This window comes from Caldithrix abyssi DSM 13497, from assembly GCF_001886815.1.
GTDB lineage: Bacteria > Calditrichota > Calditrichia > Calditrichales > Calditrichaceae > Caldithrix > Caldithrix abyssi.
The window spans coordinates 2,823,892-2,845,298 of the sequence record NZ_CP018099.1 but is presented as its reverse complement, the minus strand read 5'-3'; the positions used below and the strand labels follow the sequence as shown (position 1 = coordinate 2,845,298).

12 protein-coding genes are annotated in these 21,407 nt (G+C 42.2%); 7 read left to right on the top strand and 5 right to left on the bottom strand.

The features are described 5' to 3' along the window. Positions 1-2 precede the first annotated feature (2 nt). The 4 genes from hisD to hisH all read left to right on the top strand — a co-directional run bounded on the left by hisD (position 3) and on the right by hisH (position 4,215). Positions 3-1,331 (top strand): histidinol dehydrogenase, encoded by a 1,329-nt coding sequence (hisD, locus tag Cabys_RS11060; protein WP_006930521.1) that lies wholly within the window; start codon positions 3-5, stop codon positions 1,329-1,331. Then, positions 1,321-2,391, top strand: coding sequence for a histidinol-phosphate transaminase (gene hisC / locus Cabys_RS11055; protein ID WP_006930519.1), 1,071 nt, complete (start codon positions 1,321-1,323; stop codon positions 2,389-2,391). The genes hisD and hisC overlap by 11 nt, the downstream gene beginning before the upstream one ends. Positions 2,392-2,539: 148 nt before the next feature. Next, positions 2,540-3,631, top strand: coding sequence for a bifunctional histidinol-phosphatase/imidazoleglycerol-phosphate dehydratase HisB (hisB, locus tag Cabys_RS11050; protein WP_006930517.1), 1,092 nt, complete (start codon positions 2,540-2,542; stop codon positions 3,629-3,631). After that, positions 3,631-4,215, top strand: a complete 585-nt coding sequence (hisH, locus tag Cabys_RS11045; protein WP_006930516.1) for an imidazole glycerol phosphate synthase subunit HisH — start codon at positions 3,631-3,633, stop codon at positions 4,213-4,215. The genes hisB and hisH overlap by 1 nt, the downstream gene beginning before the upstream one ends. A 234-nt stretch (positions 4,216-4,449) precedes the next feature. Here hisH and Cabys_RS11040 read toward each other — a convergent pair whose 3' ends face one another. Next, positions 4,450-4,701, bottom strand: a complete 252-nt coding sequence (locus tag Cabys_RS11040; protein ID WP_006930515.1) for a hypothetical protein — start codon at positions 4,699-4,701, stop codon at positions 4,450-4,452. Positions 4,702-5,154: 453 nt separating this feature from the next. On the opposite strand from Cabys_RS11040, the gene Cabys_RS11030 reads away from it, so the two are divergent. From Cabys_RS11030 to Cabys_RS11020, 3 genes are all read left to right on the top strand, one after another. After that, the gene (locus tag Cabys_RS11030) at positions 5,155-6,465 is read left to right on the top strand and encodes an IS1380 family transposase (protein ID WP_006927461.1); all 1,311 of its coding nucleotides are present in this window, start codon (positions 5,155-5,157) and stop codon (positions 6,463-6,465) included. 599 nt (positions 6,466-7,064) lie between these two features. Then, the gene (locus tag Cabys_RS11025; RefSeq protein ID WP_006930514.1) at positions 7,065-8,657 is read left to right on the top strand and encodes a glycosyl hydrolase family 28-related protein; all 1,593 of its coding nucleotides are present in this window, start codon (positions 7,065-7,067) and stop codon (positions 8,655-8,657) included. Between the two features lie 231 nt (positions 8,658-8,888). Then, positions 8,889-9,356, top strand: a complete 468-nt coding sequence (locus Cabys_RS11020) for a FlgD immunoglobulin-like domain containing protein (protein WP_006930513.1) — start codon at positions 8,889-8,891, stop codon at positions 9,354-9,356. 140 nt (positions 9,357-9,496) lie between these two features. On the opposite strand, the gene Cabys_RS11015 is transcribed toward Cabys_RS11020, so the two are convergent. The 4 genes from Cabys_RS11015 to Cabys_RS10995 all read right to left on the bottom strand — a co-directional run bounded on the left by Cabys_RS11015 (position 9,497) and on the right by Cabys_RS10995 (position 20,294). Further along, positions 9,497-12,682 carry a DNA polymerase III subunit alpha gene (locus Cabys_RS11015; RefSeq protein WP_052304187.1) on the bottom strand — a complete coding sequence of 1,062 codons (3,186 nt, stop codon included), beginning with the start codon at positions 12,680-12,682 and terminating at the stop codon, positions 9,497-9,499. A gap of 121 nt (positions 12,683-12,803) precedes the next feature. Then, the gene (locus Cabys_RS11010) at positions 12,804-14,390 is read right to left on the bottom strand and encodes an IS1182 family transposase (RefSeq protein ID WP_006930509.1); all 1,587 of its coding nucleotides are present in this window, start codon (positions 14,388-14,390) and stop codon (positions 12,804-12,806) included. Positions 14,391-16,464: 2,074 nt separating this feature from the next. Further along, positions 16,465-17,634, bottom strand: a complete 1,170-nt coding sequence (locus Cabys_RS11005; protein ID WP_006930508.1) for an ATP-binding protein — start codon at positions 17,632-17,634, stop codon at positions 16,465-16,467. A gap of 1,502 nt (positions 17,635-19,136) precedes the next feature. Further along, on the bottom strand, positions 19,137-20,294 hold the full coding sequence (locus Cabys_RS10995; protein WP_006930507.1) for an ATP-binding protein: 1,158 nt from the start codon (positions 20,292-20,294) through the stop codon (positions 19,137-19,139). Positions 20,295-21,407: the final 1,113 nt, after the last annotated feature.

Here is a 21,407-nt window from a genome sequence, read left to right as displayed (position 1 = left end):
AGATGGAAGTATTTAAATATCCTGCAAAGGAGCAATGGCCGGAATTATTGAAGCGGCCGCAGACGGATCAGGAAGAATTACGCCAGAAGGTGGTTCAGATCATCAATAATGTAAAAACACAGGGCGACCAGACCCTGATCCAGTTTGCCAGACATTACGACAAGGTCGAACTGGACTCGGTGACCGTTTCTGAAGAGGAATGGGCGCAGGCCAGCGACAGTCTTTCTTTAAAACTGAAAGAAGCGATCGATGTGGCGCGATCTAATATCGAAAAATTTCATCGTTCGCAAAAGCCCATCGAAAATTACATCGAAACTTCGCCGGGCGTATGGTGCTGGCGCAAGGCGGTGCCCATCGAAAAAGTAGGGCTTTACATTCCGGGTGGCACGGCGCCGTTAATCTCCACTTTTTTGATGTTGGCCGTTCCGGCCAGTCTTGCCGGTTGCCGGGAAATCGTTGTCTGTACGCCGCCCAATAAAGAAGCTTCGGTTCATCCGGCTATTTTGCACATTGCGCGCAGTCTGGGCATTACAAAAGTTTTTAAAGCCGGAGGCGCCCAGGCCATTGCCGCCATGGCTTACGGTACGGAAAGCATTCCTTCTGTGTACAAAATATTCGGGCCGGGCAACCGCTTTGTTACCATGGCCAAACAACTGGTGAGCATGGATGGCGTGGGCATTGACCTGCCTGCGGGACCATCGGAGGTGACCGTTATTGCCGATCACACGGCTAATGCCGATTTTATTGCAGCCGATTTGCTCTCCCAGGCAGAACACGGCATTGACAGTCAGGTGATGCTCATTTTAACAGACGAGACCTTAATCAGTAAGGTTCAGCAAGCGCTTGAACAGCAGCTGCAAACTCTGCCGCGGGCCAAGACCGCCCGGCTGGCGTTTCAGAATTCTCGCATTTTTCTGGTGGAAAATAGCGCACAGGCCATTGAGTTATCTAACGCCTACGCTCCGGAGCATTTGATCATTGTTACCGAAGACGCCGAGGAGCTGGCGGAAAAAGTGGTTAACGCCGGTTCGGTTTTTATTGGCCCATGGACGCCTGAAGCGGCCGGCGATTACGCTTCCGGAACCAATCACACTTTGCCTACCCATGGCTATGCGTTTAGCTACAGCGGGGTGTCGCTGGAAAGCTTCATGAAAGTTATTTCGTTCCAGAAGATTTCTGAAAGCGGTTTACGCGCCATTGGTCGCGCGATTATGGAACTGGCCGAGGCCGAAGGTCTGGAGGCGCACAGGCGAGCGGTTACCATCCGGCTGGATAAAATTTCTAAACTGCTTGCCAAGGACAACAAAAACGGAGAAGGGAATGACGTTTAATCCGGACAAACTGGTCAGAGAAAATATTAAACGACTAAAACCTTACACCTCGGCGCGCGATGAGTTTTCTGGCGCGGCCATGGTCTTTTTGGATGCCAATGAAAACGCTTATGGAGCTCCGTTGACGCAAAGCGTTTTAAATCGTTATCCCGATCCTTATCAGAAGAAGTTGAAGGAGAAAATTGCTTCCTGGTTAGGTGTGAAATCAGAACAGATCTTTTTAGGCAACGGCAGCGACGAGGCCATCGATCTACTGCTGCGCGTTTTTGGTCAACCGGCAAAAGATGCGGTGTTGGTCATGCCGCCGACCTATGGCATGTACACGGTGAGCGCGCAAATTAATGATTTGAAAGTGGTGGAAGCGCCATTGACGCCCGACTTTGAAATGGATCGGGAGGTTGTTGAGCGGACGTTAAGCGGCCAGGTCAAACTGGTTTTTGTCTGCTCGCCGAACAATCCCACCGGTAATGTTTTTCCGCAGGAAGACATTGTCTGGCTTCTGGAAAATTCAGGAAAAATCGTGATTGTGGATGAGGCGTACATCGATTTTGCGCCAGATAAAAGCGTTTTGTCCCTGATTAATCGATATCCGAATCTGGTTGTTTTGCGCACCTTTTCCAAAGCATGGGGCAGCGCAACCATTCGCCTGGGGATGGCTTTTGCCGATCCGAAGATCATTCATTGGTTAAACAAGATTAAAATGCCCTACAATGTCAACGGTCTTACTCAAAAGGTGGCGCTTGACCTGCTGGAAAACGTCGATCAAAAAAACGAACAGCTGGCTAAAATTTTAGCCCAGCGTCGCTGGTTAAAAGAAAATCTGGAAAAACTTAAAATCGTACAAAAGGTATTTTCGTCGGACGCCAATTTTTTGCTGGTGCGTTTCGAGCGCGCCCGCGAGGCGTACCGCTTTTTGATGGAAGGCGGCATTATCGTTCGTGATCGGACCAATCAACTGCACTGCGAAAACTGCCTGCGCATTACCGTAGGCACGGAAGAAGAGAATAGAAAACTGATCGAACGATTGGAAGAATTTGAGCTTAAATGTGCAAGCGTTTAAGAGAGGAATTGTGAATTAGTTAATTACGAATTAAAATTTAAGCAAAAGGATTTTAACGATGACTGGCTTGATTTCGTGGCACATCTTACCCAAAATCCGTAATTCGTAATTCGTAATTCGTAATTAAAAAAACTCCCCGGAGGTAACTGTGAAACGTGTTCTTTTTATCGATCGTGACGGAACCATCATTAAGGAACCGGAAGACGAGCAGATCGATTCATTTGAAAAATTGGATTTTTTACCCAATGTTATTTCTTCTTTAAAGAAAATTGCCCGGGAACTTGATTTTGAACTAGTCATGGTGACCAATCAGGATGGGCTTGGAACGCAGAGCTTTCCGGAAGAGACCTTCTGGCCAGTACACCATTTAATGTTGCGCGTTCTGGCCAGCGAAGGCATAGAGTTCAAAGACATTTTGATTGATCGGACGTTTCCGCAGGATAATGCTCCGACACGCAAACCTGGCACAGCCATGCTAACGCACTACATGCAAGGTGATTACGACCTGGCGAATTCCTTTGTCATTGGCGATCGTGAAAGCGATGTGCGGCTGGCAAAAAATCTGGGAGCCCGTGCCATATTCCTATCGGAAGAATCAAATCCTGATGCGGATTTGTGCACAACCGATTGGCGAGAGGTTTACCGCTTTTTGAAATTGAAGCGCCGCGTGGTTGCCGTTGAACGCAAGACCAGAGAAACGCAGATTGAACTCAGGCTTAATCTTGATGGTAACGGTATGTTCGCTTTACAATCCGGTATTGGATTTTTTGACCACATGCTGGAATTGTTTGCCAAAAACGCCGGATTTGATTTGAGCGGTACTTTACAGGGCGACTTGCACGTGGATGAGCATCATCTGGTGGAAGATACCGCTCTGGTTTTAGGAGAAGCCGTGCGTAAAGGTCTGGGCGATATGCGTGGTGTTCAACGTTACGGTTTTGTGTTGCCCATGGACGAATCGTTAGCCCGCGTGGCCATTGATTTTTGCGGGCGTAGCACCCTGGTCTGGAAGGCCAAATTTCGCCGTGAAAAAATTGGCGATATGCCCACGGAATTATTTGAGCATTTTTTTAAATCGTTTGCCGAAAGCGCCAAATGTGCCTTACATATAAAAGTAAAAGGCGAAAACGAGCACCACAAAATAGAAGCGGTTTTTAAAGCCTTTGGTAGGGCGCTTAAACAGGCCGTAAAGCGTGATGCAGAAAGAATGGAAATACCCAGCACAAAAGGGGTGTTGTGATGAAGGTGGCCATTGTCAAATACAACGCCGGCAATATTCATTCGGTTACCCTGGCTTTGCAGCGACTGGGCATTGAGCCGCAGGTGACAGATGATCCGGCATATTTGCAAAATGCAGACCGCGTTATCTTTCCGGGAGTAGGGGAGGCCAGTACGGCCATGCGTTATTTAAAAGCCCATGGATTAGACGATATACTGCGACGATTGAAGCAGCCCGTGCTGGGAATATGTCTGGGTTTGCAGCTTTTGTGCCAGCACTCGCAAGAAAACGACACACCGGGGCTGGGAATTTTTCCCGTAGAAGTTAAACGATTTCCGCCGGAGGACAAGGTTCCGCACATGGGCTGGAATTCCGTTTCAAATTTAAAAGGTCCGCTGTTTCGCGGCGTTCCGGAAGAAAGTTTTGTCTATTTTGTGCACGGCTACTATGCCGAGCTAAGTCCTTTTACCATTGCCCGCAGCGAATACATCCTCCCGTTTAGCGCCGCCTTGCAAAAAGATAATTTTTTGTCCGTACAATTTCATCCGGAAAAAAGCGGAAAGGTGGGAGAGCAGATATTGAAGAATTTTCTGGAAATAGGTTAAGTACGGATTAAATAGATCATGAGCTAAAAATAGATAAATTAGCTCTAAAAATGGTGATTTGTTATTTCGAAGGAAGAGAGAAAACTTGTAACTCCAATATTTCACAACCTTCGGTGAAAGGAGTAAATCTGCGCGATCGGAGAGCAGCAAAATTTCAGTCCGGGCCTGTAAGCTCTGTAATTCACGCAGATTACGCAGATGCTCGCAGAAAGAAAAAAATTAAAAGAATCTGAGTCAATCCGCGTGATCGGCGAGCGACAAACCTTCCGCAGTTGTTTCCAGCGTTTCCCTTTCCAATGGCAAAACGTCCACTTCATCCACCAGCAAATGGGCCTCGCCGGTCGGAGCTAAGCGGAGATCCCGATTTATTGTGGTCAGGCGGGATTGCACACGGCGCATAGTCACCAGCCAGCCCATAACGGCCAATTGTTTAATTTTGTTGCGGTCGAAAAAAATAGAGAAAAAATACACAAAAATTTTTGACATTTTTTACAATCTTTAGTATAATTTCAATGAGCAAAAATGAACCTCAAATTTTTATGTTTAAGATGTTGAAAAATCAAGAAATTCTTTTTAAACGATTTTTAGTTTTTTTCTTGTTGTTTTTTGAACGATTTTTTAATAATCCATTACGCCTTTTAAAATTCAACCATTCAACCATTCAACCAAATTATCTATCTATCTATCTATCTATCTATCTATCTATCTATCTATCGTATTCTGCTTACCAAAATAAATTTAAAATTTTTCTGTTTTGATATTAAAATTTTTCGATTTGTTAGAATAAATGTAAAAAGTTGGGATGATTGGTTTGGTTAAGATTAAAAATTTAAATTAGTACCTAAATTTCTAATGTAAAAAAGATGAAAGGTGCTCCAATTATTTGTAAATTAAGTTAGTTACAAAAACAAAAAAACAAAAGAAAGGAGCACCTTGTAGATGAAAATAAAAAATAATCATAAAAGTGTCAAAACTTCTTTTACAGGCGGCAATTTAACTAATTATTCCGGCTTATATCCAATTTACAAATTCATGAAAAAGTTAGGGATAGATAAACTAATAGAAACCAAACTTACCATAGAGGGAAGACATAATCAAAAATATTCATTGGCTCAAATTTTCAATATAATGATTCTTGGTTTACTCGGCGGTATGGATCGTCTTTTAAAAATCGAACATTTTAGTTTAGACCCTTTAATCCATCACTTATTTGATCTCAATGGGCATTTGGATATTGACACGATCCGATATCGTTTCAAAAAGTTCAGTTTTCGTCAGAATAATCAATTAATAGAAGTCATTGGTTTTCTGTCTAATAAGATTCATAGAAGACTTCATACAAAGCGTGATATATTGGATTTGGATTCTACGGTTCAGACGGTCTATGGCAAACAAGAAGGTGCAAAAAAAGGATTTAATCCCAGGCATAAAGGCAAACGTAGCTACCATCCCTTATTAGCTTTTCTCAACAGTACCAAAGAGTGTATTGCGGCCTGGCTTCGACCTGGGGATGCCTACACCGCCAATAATGCGGATGCCTTTTTAAAACAGGTGCTTTCTATGATAGTCAAGCAAATAAGATTTTTAATTGTCCGTGCCGATAGTGGCTTTTTTAATGACAAAGTTCTGAGCCTATTAGAAAGTTACTCCGGCCAGATTCAATATTTAGTCAAAGTCAAGTTAAAAAATCTGGAACATCTACTAAAGGACCAGGATTGGGAATCAATTCCGGAATTAGAAGGTTGGGAGATGAGCGAATTTTATTATCGTGCGCAAGGTTGGTCAAAGGCCAGACGTTTTGTAGCGTTACGTAAATTTGAGAAGATAGTAGAAAAAGACAGTTTATTTCCTTACAAACAATATACTTATTTTTGTTATGTCACCAATATAGAAGAAAGCCCGCTTTATATACATCATTTATATGGAGATCGTGGAGAGAGCGAGAACTGGATCGAGGCGGTCAAAAATCAATTATATGCTGGTATGATTTTGACCAAAGATTTTTGGGTAAATGAAACATTTTTTCTTTTAAGTGTATTGGCTTACAATATAAGTGTTTGGTTTCGGAAATTAACCGATGAGAAGGCCTGGCGCCAGGAGCCCCATAGTTTTAGACTCTGGTTTATTCAATTAGCCGGAAAGATTACCAAATCGGCCAGACAAGTACACCTAAGAATGTACAGTTCTTATTATTACAAGAGCTGGTGGTCTAAAATAGATTCAAGAATAGACGCCTTGAGTTTTACGTAAGAAATTAACAAAGATTCATAAAAATTTTGTGTCTGATTTTTTTAAAAAGAATAAAAGGGCGAGGTACGTCCAATTCAATGTTTCGTAACAGGAAAAATCGTCTAATGAAAAAGAATTGAGTAAAATAATGGCAATTTTAGGTAGATTTTTCTAAAATTTAGGGGAAATAATTCTCTTAGTAAATACAGGGCAATACTATTTTTTTGTTAAAATTTTTTACTTTAGAAATTTAGGTATAATTTTTTATTAACAAAAAAATATTTCGTATCATTATATGCAGGCCCATCATATTCAATACCATTAATAGATTTTACAAAATATAAAAAGAAGAAATTTTTAGAAGTATTTGATCCAAATAATCCTTCACCATTTAAATATGATTATTCATTTTTACAAGAATTAGGTTTTGGAAATAATAATTCTAATATTCTATTAAATATTGGTTTTCAAATACATTATTTATATTATTTATTAGATGTTAGATATCTAATAAATAATGATAAAAACTATTGGTTTGATAATATTACACCAATAAATTCAAAAATAAATACTTTTTATATTTTATTTGGATTGCAGTTTTAAATTGGAGGTTAAAAAAAATGTTAACAAGAATATCAATTTATGTTTTTATTATATTACTTTCTAATTTAGTTGCGCAATCTTTATGGAATAACCAGGGACATATATCAGAATCAAGTAGAGTTAACTGGTCAAATGCTGGGTTAATTTGGGATAACCCTATCAATGCGGATCATGTTTTTGATGTTACAGCTCCAAAATACAGAGATGATAATGATTCTAATTTTGATGGTGAAATAAAAAACGCAATAAAAGATGCTGAAAATGCTAATGGAGTATCTATAATATATTTCCCAGCCGGAAGCTATACATTTAATAATACAATTTCTATAAATGTAGATAGTAATGATAGTAATATTATTTTCCAGGGAGACGGGTCAGATAAAACCATATTAAATTTTTATGTTGGTAAAAATAATTACTGTTTTAAAATTTATGGAAAACAAGATTTAGGTCCAATTTATTTAAATTCAGGGATTCAAAAAGGTGAAAAAATTATAAGCGGGAATGGAATTAATAATTTAAATGTTGGCGATTGGATTAGATTATGTGAGTATAGTCATGGAGTAGCAGATGACTGGGCTCAACACAGCATTGGTCAAATAACGCAAATAGTTAATATTGAAGGGAATACAGCTGAATTAAAAGATGAGGCTTCAAAAGATTATAGTTTTGGTAATAACTTAAGAATTTGGAGAATAAAAACTATTAAAAATATTGGGATTGAAAAATTAACAATAAATAGAAATGATAATGGATATACAACTAATGCTACCGGTTCAAATATTTTCTTTATTTATGCGGTTAATTGTTGGGTTAAAGGTGTTCAATTTAATTATACATGCCGTCATCATATTGATATTAGATATTCTTCCTGTATAGAAGTGAGTGGTTGTTATTTAAACGATGCAAATTTTAAAGGCGATGGTGGGTTTGGCTATGGAGTTGTATTAAATTTTAGTACAACTAATTGTCTTATACAAAATAATATTTTTAGAAAGTTAAGACATTCAATGGTTGTTCAAGCAGGTGCAAATTGTAATGTTTTTACATATAATTATTCAAGAGAACAGGAATGGAATTATCCGATTCAAGGGGCTGATATCTGTATTCATGGTAATTTTCCATATTCAAATTTATTTGAAGAAAATAATGTAGAATATATTAAAGCAGATGATGAACATGGAATGAATGGCCCATTCAACACTTTTGTAAGAAATATAGTTTACAATGATGATGAAAATTATCTTTATTTTATAGGGTTACTCAATGCGAAACATTGTAATATTTTAGGATGCAATAATGGCAATGCAAACAGTGATCCGTTTGTTTATCCCCCCTTAGGTTATGAATATACTCCTGATACTGATATTTATGGGTTTGAAATGTATATTGATAATATTCCTTATTATCCATGGAATCATAACAATTCATATATTGCTGGTGAGCGGCCTTATCTTTTAATGAAAGATATTTCTTATTATTACAGTTCGAGGCCCGATTTTTTAGATGTATCTTATGGAAATTATTCCTGGCCTTCGTGCGGACCTGCAGTACATCCCGATGACAACATTACACAATCAATTCCAGCGCGAGAAAGATGGTTTTATTAAAACATAAAGACGTATATAAATGATCCCACTCAATTTCCCCCACAACCTCTTGAAGTAACGATTACCGGCCCAACATCGCTCAACTCTGGCCAAAGTGGTACCTACACCGCACATCCTTCCGGCGGCAGCGGGACTTACACCGATTACGAATGGTGGGAACGGAAGGACGATCTGGAACCATATTCAGTAAACGGAGGAAATACCATTTTAGCTCCGCCCTCTAATCAGTGGGTGTATTTAACCAGCGGACCGGATAAGCAGCAAATCACCATTTCCAGAACATACAGTTTTTCTTTAAAATGTATCGTTACTGATTCTTATGGCGATCAGGCAACTTCAAATATTCTTTCAGTGCATGTTAGCGGCGGCGCTCTGGCCAAACAATCATCCCAAACATTCGCAATTGCCGTTCAGGTTCCGGAAAAAGTGGAACTAAGCGGTAATTTTCCTAATCCATTCAATCCCAATACAACCATTAAGTTTGGCTTACCGGAAGATGGCTATGTACAACTTAATATTTATTCCATGAACGGCCAAAAGGTGCGCACGCTAATCGATGGGCATATTTCAAAAGGTTATCACCAAATTAACTGGGATGGCACAAACGAAAGCGGTCAACCGGTTTCCGGCGGATTGTATTTTTACGAGTTAAGAGCAGGGAAAAAACGACTTTTGAAAAAGATGTTGCTGGTAAAATAAATTTCAGAAAAGGCTCTCAGGGAAGGGAGCCTTAAGAAATTATGAATTATGAATTTTGAATTTTGAATTGGTTTAGTACAATGTAAACCTGTTAGCGTACTTCATGGCTGAAAAATAATTTAAATCATTCCGATTGCCCGCTAATTTTGAAAATACGGGAACATGATTTGCTCATATTTAATCGATGAATTCGAATTCGTTTCCAATTTTTTCTTTTCCAATGGCAAAGCTTCCACTTCCTCCACCAGCAAATTGGCTTCACCCGGTAATCGTGATTGTACGCGGCCTTTTACCACATAAGGTCCGTAGCCTTTGAACAGGTGCCCGTACTTTTTGTAAGCTTTTTCAAACAACACGGCTTCTACCAATCCTTCGCGGTCTTCCAGGGTAATAAACTTCATCATGGTTTTGTTTTTGGTTTGCACGCGGCGCATGGTCACCAGCCAGCCCACAAAGGTCACGCACTTGTTTTTGTGCCGTTCCAGTTCCAAGGAGGACACCGGTTTAATTCGGGCAATCTGATCCTCGCAAAGGGCGAGCGGGTGGTCGGTTACGGCAAAGTCCAGCAGTTCCAGTTCATTCACAATTTTCTGAAAGCGATTGTAAGGCGCCAGGCCCACGTCTTCGCTTAAAAAGGCGCTGAGCGAAACGTGTTTTTTGTTCTTAAAATAAATTTCATTCATCAAAAGCAGTTTGGGCTCGTTAGGCAACAGGGCATTCAGGGCGCCGACCTTAATCAAATGACGCGTTTCTTTTTCGCCGGCGCGCGTGCGTCGTAAAAAGTCGAATAAATCCTTAAACGGCGCTTTTTGCCGTTCTTCGATGATGCGCTTCACCGTGTGCGCGCTCAGTTCGAATACGGTGGAAAGGCCGACGCGAATGCCGTCGCCCTCGCAGGTGAATTCGGCCTGTGACTGCGTCACGTCCGGCGGCAGCAGGGGAATGCCCAGGCGCCGCACCTCTTCCACGTAGGCTGCCCGACGGTAAAAGCCGCCCTGATTGTTGAGCACGGCGCACATGTATTCTGCCGGGAAATAGTACTTGAGAAAAGCCGTCTGGTAGGCGATGGTGCCGTAAGTGGCCGAGTGTGCCTTGTTAAAGCCGTAGCCCACAAATTGCGCTAAAAAACGCCAAACCGTCTCGGCCTGCTTCTGGTTCAGTCCTTTGTTCAGGGCGCCCTGAATAAAGGACGAGCGCATGGCCAAAAATTCTTTTTTGGTGCGCGACTTGGTCATAGCGCGCCGTAAAATATCGGCCTGACCAAGCGACAACCCGGCCACGGCGTGCGCCACCCGGAGCACCTGTTCCTGGTAGATAATCACGCCATAGGTTTCTTTTAACGGTTCTTCCAGAGAAGGATGCACGTAGGCGGTTTTTTCCAGTCCGGCGCGCCGTTTGATGTACACCTCTTTCATGCCGCTGCCCGAGGCGCCGGGACGAATGAGCGCCACTGCGGTGATTACGTCGTCCACGCTTTCGATCTGCATCTTTCGCAGCAGCCCGCGCATGGCCGGACTCTCCAGTTGAAAACAGCCCATGGTGCGGCCGGAACGAATGAAAGCGGTAACCTCCGGATCGTCCTCGGGAATGGTGCGCAAATCCAGCGGTGAAAGCTCGGCGCTTTTTTTGAGCAAAAGTTGCGCCTTAAGCTGCTGCAGGTCGTTGCCGTGCCGTTCCTTAATCGATTTCAGGCAATCGGTGATGATGCTTAAGGAACGCACGCCCAGCAAATCCATTTTAACCAGCCCCAGCTTTTCAATGGAATACATGTCGTACTGCGCAATGACGATCTCTTTACCGGCGACCTCCAGCGGCACGTGGCGCGTGATCTGATCCGGCGCGATGATTACCCCGCCGGGATGGATGGACAGATGGCGCGGAAAATCGGCAATGCGCCGCGCAATGCGCATGATCTCTTCGTACATGGTCAGGTTGTAGCGCAGTTCTTTAAGCTCGGGCAGGGTGTTGACCGCTTCTTCGATCTGATCGATGTGCCGGTGGGGCAGGTACTTGGTAATTTTGGCGATCTCGTCTTCGGGCAGGCCGTAGGCTTTGGCCACATCGCGCAGGGCCGAACGGTTCTGAAAGGTGTTAAAGGTGCAAATCATGGCCGTGCGCTTGTGACCGAAGCGGTCGTACACATATTTGAGCACGCGGTCGCGGTTCTTCCAGCAGATGTCTAAGTCGATATCCGGCGGATCGCTGCGCTGGGGATTGAGAAAGCGTTCAAAGTACAGGTTGTGACGGATGGGGTCCACCTGGGTAATGCCCAACACGTAAGCCACCAGGCTATCGGCTGCCGATCCGCGTCCCACACAGGGAATGTGTTCGCGCCGGCAAAAATCCACAATGTCTTTCACAATTAAAAAATACTCGGCAAAGCCCAGTTGATGGATGGTTTCCAGTTCAAATTCCAGACGTTTGATCACCTGCGGCGTCAGGGGCTGGTAGCGTTCGTTGGCGCCCGCAAAGCACTGCTTCCACAAATAGGAAAAACTGCTTTCGCCTTGGGGAATTTCAACGGAAGGAAAGATGGGCTTGCCCAGTTGAAATTCAAAGGCGCACTGTCGGGCGATTTTTTGCGTATTGGCCAGGGCGGTGGGGAAGGCCTTGAACAGGGCCTGCATTTCTTTAGCCGATTTCAAATACTGTTGCGAGGTGCCGGCGGTGGTCACCTGCTCCAGCGTGCCGTTGGCATCGATGGCGTGCAGAATACGGCGCAGGTACCAGTCGTTAGCTGAATTAAAGTGTACGTCGTTAGTGGCCACCAGTTCGGTTTTAGTTTCAGCGGCGATGTCGCGCAGGCGCAGGTTGACCAGCAGGTCCTGATTGGAAAAATGCTGCATTTCCAGGTAAAAATTTTTAGCAAACAGATTTTTCAAGCGCTGCACCTCCAGCAGGGCCTGATCGATCTGCCGTTTGCGGAGCAGGTGGTAAATTTTTCCCTTGTGCCCGCCGGAAAGGACGATCAAGCCCTCAGTCAGCGGTTTAAGGTCGTTGTAGGTTAATTTGAATTTGCCATGCCCGCCGCGCAAACGACCGATGGAAATGAGCTGGCACAGATTGCGGTAACCGGTTTCGTTTTGCACCAGAAAGAGCAGAGGAAAGCCGTCGTTCATGGTCAACTCCGCGCCAATGATCGGTTTCAGGCCGTAGTCTCTGGCGACCTGGTAAAAGGTAACCGCGCCGTACAGGGCGTTGTGGTCGGTTAAGGCCAGGGCTTTAAAACCGGCTTTTTTAGCGGCGATGACCAGCTCCTCGGGCGAGGGCACGCCGTCCAACAAACTGTAATAACTGTGCGTGTGCAGGTGCACAAAAGTGTTCATGGTTCGCATTCTTTTTTTTGCTGCTTGTGTCATTCTGAGCGCAGCGAAGAATCCCTTTCATCCTGAAATGTCATTCTGATCCCGCCCAGGAGGCTGTTGCATGGGGGGGAGGAATTAATGCTTATATTCTCCGATATTGATATTTTTTTCTCATTCTTAAGCGTTGGGCAAAATATAGAATTAAAAACGCCAAAATATTCTTTGAAAATAAAATTAATAGATCATCTTTTTCTTGTGATGCTGTTATAAACGCTGCTAAACGTTTCCCTAACATATTTTTAAATAGAACATTAATATTATGCCCAATACACATTAACGTAAATTCACTACGAACATTATTAAGACCAGATAAGGAAAATCCACGATAGCCTAAATTATGCTTCAAGTTACCAAAAACAGGTTCAACTGTCACCGAACGCTTTTTTAGTCGTTCCTGCGCCGCTGAAGTTTGTAACTTTTTCGCCATACGTTCGCAATAACTCTCATTAACTGAACGATGGATTTGCTTAACTTTCTTTTTACTGGAAATGCATAAATTAATTAAGGGACAATCCTGACAATCATTGGAACGATATACGATCCGTTCGCTATTTCTCTCAACTGGAAAAAGCTTCTTACCCGTCGGACATTCATAGTAATCTCCCTGTTCATGATACACAAAATCACTTCGTTTTAGTTTTCTTTCTTCTTTTTGCAATTCTTCCTTGGAGGTTGGTGTCTCCTTTATCGAACGATTGGATAACTGGGGATCGGCTATTACGGCATCAATCTGCTTTTCTTCCAATTCTTTTAGGTCTGTGCTATTGTGATAACCGGAATCGGCCGTGTAAGATCGCTTATCATCTGAACCAAGATTCTTCTCTACTTGTTCTTGAATCGGTATGAATTGACCCTGGTCGTTGGGCTGGCTTACGACTTCATGAGCTACTATTAAATGACTGGACATATCTACGCCTAATTGTGCGTTATAGCCCGGTCCATCCACCGAAGGCATCATGCGGGCATCCGGCTCTTTTACATTTATTTGATGTCTTGAACGGTGTTCTGATTTGAGCTGTTTCTTACGCTCTTTCAATTGGGCTTTACGTTCTAATATCTCTTTCTCTAAGCGCTCAAGCCGTTCTTTCTCCGCTCGAAGAGTTTCTAAATCTAATTCATCCGTGGCCCCCTGTTCTACAAAATTACAGCGCTGCATGTATTGCTTGATCTCTGCTCTTAACTTCTCTATACGTTTGTCTAATTGATCCTCAGTGTAGCCATGACGCTTACTGCTGTGCGCTTTGATTTTCGTGCCATCTATGGCTATCTGGTTGAAACTACTTATGCCTTCGGCCTGGGCAATTAAAAGTATCTCTACAAAATATTGGTCTAATAAATCCAAATGTGCCTTGCGAAAACGACTTAATGTACTATGATCCGGATGCTGATTCCCAGTGATATAAATGTAGCGCGTATCATATTTACACAATTCCTCCAGCTTACGGGTGCTGGTAATGCCGTTACTATAAGCATAAAACCATAAGGCAAGCATCATGTCTGGGGCATAAGAATCACCGCCTTGTGAACTATAACGGGAATAAAGTGCACTTAAATCAAGGCGCGAAACCAACTCCACTACAAATCGACTCTTTGGATCGTCTCTGGCAAAATCTTCCACACTATAGCCAAAGAGATTCATTTGTGAGCGATTATAAGTAATAAAACTCATGGAATTCCTTTGTTATTACTTGTTTTATCTGTCGCCCAGAATTTACAAATTTTTTGAATTTTACTCAAACTGAATTTGCAACAGCCTCCCAGGCGGGAGAAGAATCTCAAAGCCTGTGGCACCTGGGGATTCTTCACTCCGCTGCGCTCAAACGCCATAAAGTAAACAAACGTACACCATAAATTAACAAATTGCAGACAAAAAGCAAGAGGAAAATGGAAAGGTTTGCAGGGGAAAATAAATACGGAATGAACCGCAAGAACGGGTAGAACAGGGAGAGATAGGAGGTAAAATTAAAGAATAAAGATTAAAAGATTAAAGATTAAAGATTAAAGATCAAGTGTCCTTTAGATTAAGAAAACTTTTACAATAGAATTAATGGGTTTATTATGGTAAACAAAATGTGGAATTTTGTGTATTTTGTTTAATGGAAAAATTTTTAATCGATGCCTTTTCTGGCTTTAATTAGACTTAAATTGTAGGTGGCATTCTGATCCCGATCCTATGGGATGAAATTTGCAAAAATACCAATCCCGTAGGGGTTATTGACAATAACGCGGCAGTTTACTGCCGGGGAAAAGGAAACCACACAAATGTAAAAATGTCCCGTAGGGACATCTGAAGTACCATCCCGCCAGTTTCAGTCGTCCCCACGGGACGGGATTTTGGTTTGGGGGGCTTCTTTTCCCGCCGATGAATCAGCGGGCTATTCTCAATCGTCCCTGCCGGGACGGGTTCATTGGCAGTACATAGTGTTAAATCTTTGTAGATATGGCAAATTCTTATTTGGCAAAATTAAATCCCGTAGGGATAATTGAGAATAACGCGGCAGTTTACTGCCGGGAAAAGGGAAACCACACAAATGAAAAAATGTCCCGTAGGGACATCTGAAGTACCCTCCCGCCCAGTTTCAGTCGTCCCTACTGGACGTGATTTTGTGTGGTTGGCTCATCATCCCCGCCGTTGAAACGACGGGCTATTCTCAAACGTCCATACGGGACGGATTCATTGGCGGTACGTAATGTGAAATTTTTGTTGATATGGCAAATTTTTGTTGGAGTAAAAATTAAATCCCGTAGGGATTGATGAGAATAACGCGGCAGTTTACTGCCGGGAAAAGGGAAACCACACAAATGAAAAAATGTCCCGTAGGGACATCTGAAGTACCCTCCCGCCCAGTTTCAGTCGTCCCTACTGGACGTGATTTTGTGTGGTTGGCTCATCATCCCCGCCGTTGAAACGACGGGCTATTCTCAAACGTCCATACGGGACGGATTCATTGGCGGTACGTAATGTGAAATTTTTGTTGATATGGCAAATTTTTGTTGGAGTAAAAATTAAATCCCGTAGGGATTGATGAGAATAACGCGGCAGTTTACTGCCGGGAAAAGGCAAACCACACAAATGTAAAAATGTCCCGTAGGGACAACTGAATTACCATTCCGCCCTCTTTCAACCGTCCCCACGGGACGGGATTGTGATTTGGTTCGGTGCATTTTCCCCGCCGTTGAAACGACGGGCTATTCTCAAACGTCCCTCACGGGACGGTTTCATTGACGGTACGTAATGTAAAATTTTTGTAGATATGGCAAATTCTTGTTTGGCAAAATTAAATCCCGTAGGGATTTATGATAATAACGCGGCAGTTCACTGCCGGGAAAAGGAAAACCACACAAATGTAAAAATGTCCCGTAGGGACAACTGAATTACCATTCCGCCAGTTTCAGTCGTCCCCACGGGACGGGATTTTGGATGGGTTGGCTCATCATCCCCGCCGTTGAAACGACGGGCTATTGTCAAACGTCCCTGCCGGGACGAAATTAATTTGACGTTTCGAGTGTAAAATTCCTGTAGATGTGTCGAATTCTCGTCTGGTATAAATTAAATCCCGTAGGGATAATTGAGAATAACGCGGCAGTTTACTGCCGGGAAAAGGGAAACCACACAAATGTAAAAATGTCCCGTAGGGACATCTGAATGACCTGCCTTTATTTTTCAATCCCCTCTCCAGGATAGGATCATTAAATTTAAACGAACGTTCATTACATTAAAATAAAGCTCCCAAAGGCGCTCTCTAAAATAGCAGACCTTCAGATAGGCTTCTAAAATTCAACACCTGAACCCCTTCAACTTGCTGCTCGATTTCTCCGTCGTAAACCAAAAATTTCTGGATCGTGCGGTCGGGAAATAATTTCTGAAAATAGTGCAATCCCTTTAAAAAATGTCGGGAAAAGGTCTGCGCCGATTTGATCTCGGCAATGGTAAATGAACTTCCCTGTTTAAAAACCACATCGACTTCATTCTGATGATGATCCCGATAAAAATAAAAATTGGCATCCAGGCCCCGATTAAATCGCGCCTTAAGCAATTCCGCGATGACCATATTTTCAAATAAAGCGCCGCGTAAAGGATCGCGCGTTAATTGCAACGGATTGTCAATGCCCAGTAAATAGACCGCCAGTCCGACATCGTAAAAATATAATTTGGGAGACTTAATCAACCGTTTTCGGATATTTTCAAAATAGGGAGGCAGTAAAAATAGAATGAACGAGGTTTGTAAAATCGAAAGCCATGATTTAATAGTGGGAACGCTTACGCCCACTTCATTAGCCAGTTGATTGGCATTAAACGTTTGAGCGATGCGCCCGGCGCATAAGCGAATAAATTTCTGGAACAATAATAAATCCTTCACCTGAGTCACCTGCCGCAAGTCGCGTTCAATATATGTTTCGTAATAACTGCGATAGAATAAGGTAGGATTTAAGGATTCTTTGTAAATGGCCGGGAAAAAGCCGTGATACATGAGATCATCGCTGGAAAAGCTCCGGATGTAATCGGCTATTTCTGTCAGGGAAAATGGCAACAACTTAAGGAGAACCGTTCTCCCTGCCAGAGATTGGGAAATGGTGTTTAATAACGAAAACTGATTGCTTCCGGTCAGGATGTACTTACCCTTTTCAGTAGAAGCGTCGATAATTTGCTGAAGATAGGAAAGCAATTCCGGCGCCCGTTGAATTTCATCCAGAATGGCGCCCGTTTCCACTGTTTTTAGAAAGGCACGGGGATCGAAGGTAGCCATTTCGCGCACATCGGGATTTTCCAGACTAATGTATTGTTTTTTTGGAAATAACCTACGCGCCAGTGTGGTCTTTCCGGATTGCCTGGGTCCTGTGATGGTTATCGCCGGATATTGCTGGCTAAGTTGTAGCGCTAATTTTCCCAGTTGTCGAGGAATGTAGTCCATTATTGTACAAATTTTAAGTTTAACTTTAAATATGTACAAATATAAGTATGTGATGTTGGAAAAGCAAATTCCGTGATGGGATCCTTCAATAATTATTAAATAAGGTACGAACGGATTGATTTTATTAAGTGTGATCTTCGAGCTGCAACCAAGTTTTTATGTTAATTTATTGACATAAAATCAAAAAATAGCGTGCTGGTGAAACGACGGGCTATTCTCAAACGTCCATACGGGACGGATTCATTGGCGGTACGTAATGTGAAATTTTTGTGGATATGGCAAATTCTTGTTTGGCAAAATTAAATCCCGTAGGGATTGTTGAGAATAACGCGGCAGTTCACTGCCGGGAAAAGGGAAACCACACAAATGAAAAAATGTCCCCTAGGGACATCTGAATTTCCATCCCGCCCTCTTTCAACCGTCCCCACGGGACGGGATTTAGGTTTGGGGATCGTATTTCCCCGCCGTTGAAACGACGGGCTATTCTCAAACGTCCCTCACGGGACGGTTTCATTGACGGTACGTAATGTAAAATTTTTGTAGATATGGCAAATTCTTGTTTGGCAAAATTAAATCCCGTAGGGATTGTTGAGAATAACGCGGCAGTTTACTGCCGGGGAAAAGGGAACCACACAAATGTAAAAATGTCCCGTAGGGACATCTGAAGTACCATCCCGCCCAGTTTCAGTCGTCCCTACTGGACGTGATTTTGTGTGGTTGGCTCATCATCCCCGCCGTTGAAACGACGGGCTATTCTCAAACGTCCATACGGGACGAATTCATTGGCGGTACGTAATGTGAAATTTTTGTGGATATGGCAAATTTTTGTTGGAGTAAAAATTAAATCCCGTAGGGATTATTGACAATAACGCGGTAGTTCACTGCCGGGAAAAGGGAAACCACACAAAACGTAAAAATGTCCCTTAGGGACAACTGAATTACCATTACGCCCTCTTTCAACCGTCCCCACGGGACGTGATTGTGATTTGATTCGGTTCATCATCCCCGCCGTTGAAACGACGGGCTATTCTCAAACGTCCATACGGGACGGATTCATTGGCCGGCCCGTAGTGTAAGTTTCAGGAGATATTTCAAATTAATGTTGAGGAAAAATAAAATCCTGTATTTCGTAAAAAAAGAGCAGAGAACTTAAAGAATTAAAGAAACCATTAAACTGTACCAGGAACATTTAAAAGCGCATAATGAGCTGGTTCCTTCTTCCATCTAAGAATAGATCTTAGAGGTTGATGGGTAAGCCATTTACCACGGATTTCAAGACGGCGTTTTTTTCTGTATTTTTTAAAGTCGATTATGAAATAGATCGCGCGATGAAAAATCATATCATCCCGGGGCAAATGAATGCATCGCTTCGAAGAATTGTCATTTCTCTCAGCGGGCAATGGCCAAATGAATTTTTCAAATCTTCATCCGGCCGGTAGTTCTAACCATAGAAGAATTCAAAGAGCTTGTTTGAATTTCAAGTGAGCAAATAATTCTTTCTATTAAAGAAAGTTTTCCAGATTAAGTACGAAGTGTTGCCAGGGTAAAATTTTAACACCTTCCAATTCATACGGTTGGTCCACGGGCGCTACAATGTAGGCTGGAACGTCAGGATTTTCTTCATGAAAAGCGCGAATGCCGGAAAGATGCGCTCCGGTGATAATGGTCGATACCTTTATTTCTACAATGTATTTTATTTGCCTGTGCTTTTCGATAAGCAAATCAACTTCCGCTCCGTGATTGGTGCGCCAGAAGAACAAATTGGCCTCGCTTTGCAGGTAATGTTTGAAGCGGTAAACCTCCTGAATGACGAATTGCTCGAACAGTTTCCCTTTAATGGCTCCTGCAAGCGAACTCGTTAACATACCGTTCAGTGCGTTGGTCACGCCATTGTCGAAAAAATAGAATTTAGGATGCGCCCTCAAACGCTTGCGCACACTTTTACGCCAGGGCAATAGTCGAAACCCAATTAAAGTATCTTCCAGAATTTCATAATACGATTGGACGGTGCGCACCGGAAGCGCGCAATCGCGGGCAATGGCATTAAAATTCAGCAGTTCGGTAAATTGAGAAGCGGCCACGTCTAAAAAACGTGAAAAACCGCCAATATTTCGGGCAATGCCCTCGGCCTGAATTTCTTCGCGGAGGTAGGTATTCACGTAAGCATTCAAAATTTCTCTTTTTTCTGTGTCGTTTTTTTCTAATAAAGGGGGAAGCGAACCATATTTTAATAGGTCTTCCAGGTTCATCGATTCTTTAATCTCCTGGTAAGTGAAGGGAAAAAGTTGCCTCTCGAGGGCGCGTCCGGCCAACAGGTTTACGCCCCCACGACGTAACTTGCGAGCGCTTGATCCGGTCATTATGAATTGACAACCCGGAAATTCTTCAATTAAATAGTGTACTTCGTTTAACAATAAAGGGATACGTTGAATTTCATCAATAAAGATGTACCGGATTTTTTCTTTTATAATTTTTTCTATGGCTTCCAAGCGGAATTGCTGGGGAAATTTTGAATATTTCAGAAAGTTTTCTGTCCACAGTAAATTAATTTCCCAAATGTGGTCTTTAAAAAGCGTATGGATCAGGGTGGTCTTTCCAGTTTGTCTGGGCCCAAAAAGAAAAAACGAAGATTTGGGTAAAGTAATGATTCTATTTATCATGTTGCAAAACTGTACGGTAAACTTGTAACAATATAAATAAAAACAAAGCAAAATGCAAAATAGAAACGGAATTAGTTTTGCGATTTAAAGATGGAATCATTGTAAAGGTTTCGGGAGTAAGTTTGAAAATTTACTTTTACTTGATTTCGTTTTATGTTCTTTTCAATAATAGTAATGCTATTATTGAACACATCTCCCAAAATAGTAAGTTTTTTTTAGTGACCATCGGACGTCATTTGAATATTGGGCTCTAACGCAAATTGTTGCGTTTGTCCGTTGGAAAAGCATTAGTGTGGTTTTTTACGTTATTGAAAAAATAAATAAAGAACTGCCAAAATCAAATCCTGCCCATTTATTGTTGTGAATTTAAAGAGGGGAGTGGCGGATCCGTCACGTACGAATGAATTTCAGGGAAAAGAAAATAGTTTTAAGGGCAGGGTGGTTAATTAAAATCAAACAGAGAAAACGACAACGAAATAATGTGCAGTAAGATAACAGGAAGAAGAAGGCGTAGTTGTAGCCCAGGTACTGGAATTGCCCGGAGTATTTCTCAGAGCAAAACGAAAGACGACGTTTAAAAAATATTAAAGAATCAATCTGAATTGCTGGGGAAATTTTGAATATTTCTGAAAGTTTTCTGTCCAGAGTAAATTAATTTTCCAGGGGGGCGTCAAAAAGGCATTGATCAGGGTGGGCTTTCCGGTTTGCGCAATGTTACTGTCGATAATTTTCAGCCGCTGGTTTTACGCAGCGACAGCGATGACTTGTGCAAAAAGGGCTGAAAAGAAAATATCTCAAAGTACTTTTCTGGTACACCAAATATAAAACGGAAATTGCTTTTCTCGTTCAGAGGAATGGAGAAATATTATCAATTGAAATGAAGTGCCGCAAAAATCTGCGTAAAATCCCGATAACACTTTATTCTTCACAAAGATATCAGGAGAACCTATTTTAAAATTGGTCGAGAGTATCTTCTTTTCTGTAAATTCCTGATCTCCTTGTGCACATGGGATAAAGTTTTTTTGCCAGGAAGAAGATTGTTACTATCGTTTTGATCTTTCTCCTTATTTTCCATCAAAAAAATCAGACAGTGAAAATTTTGTTTTCCCCTCA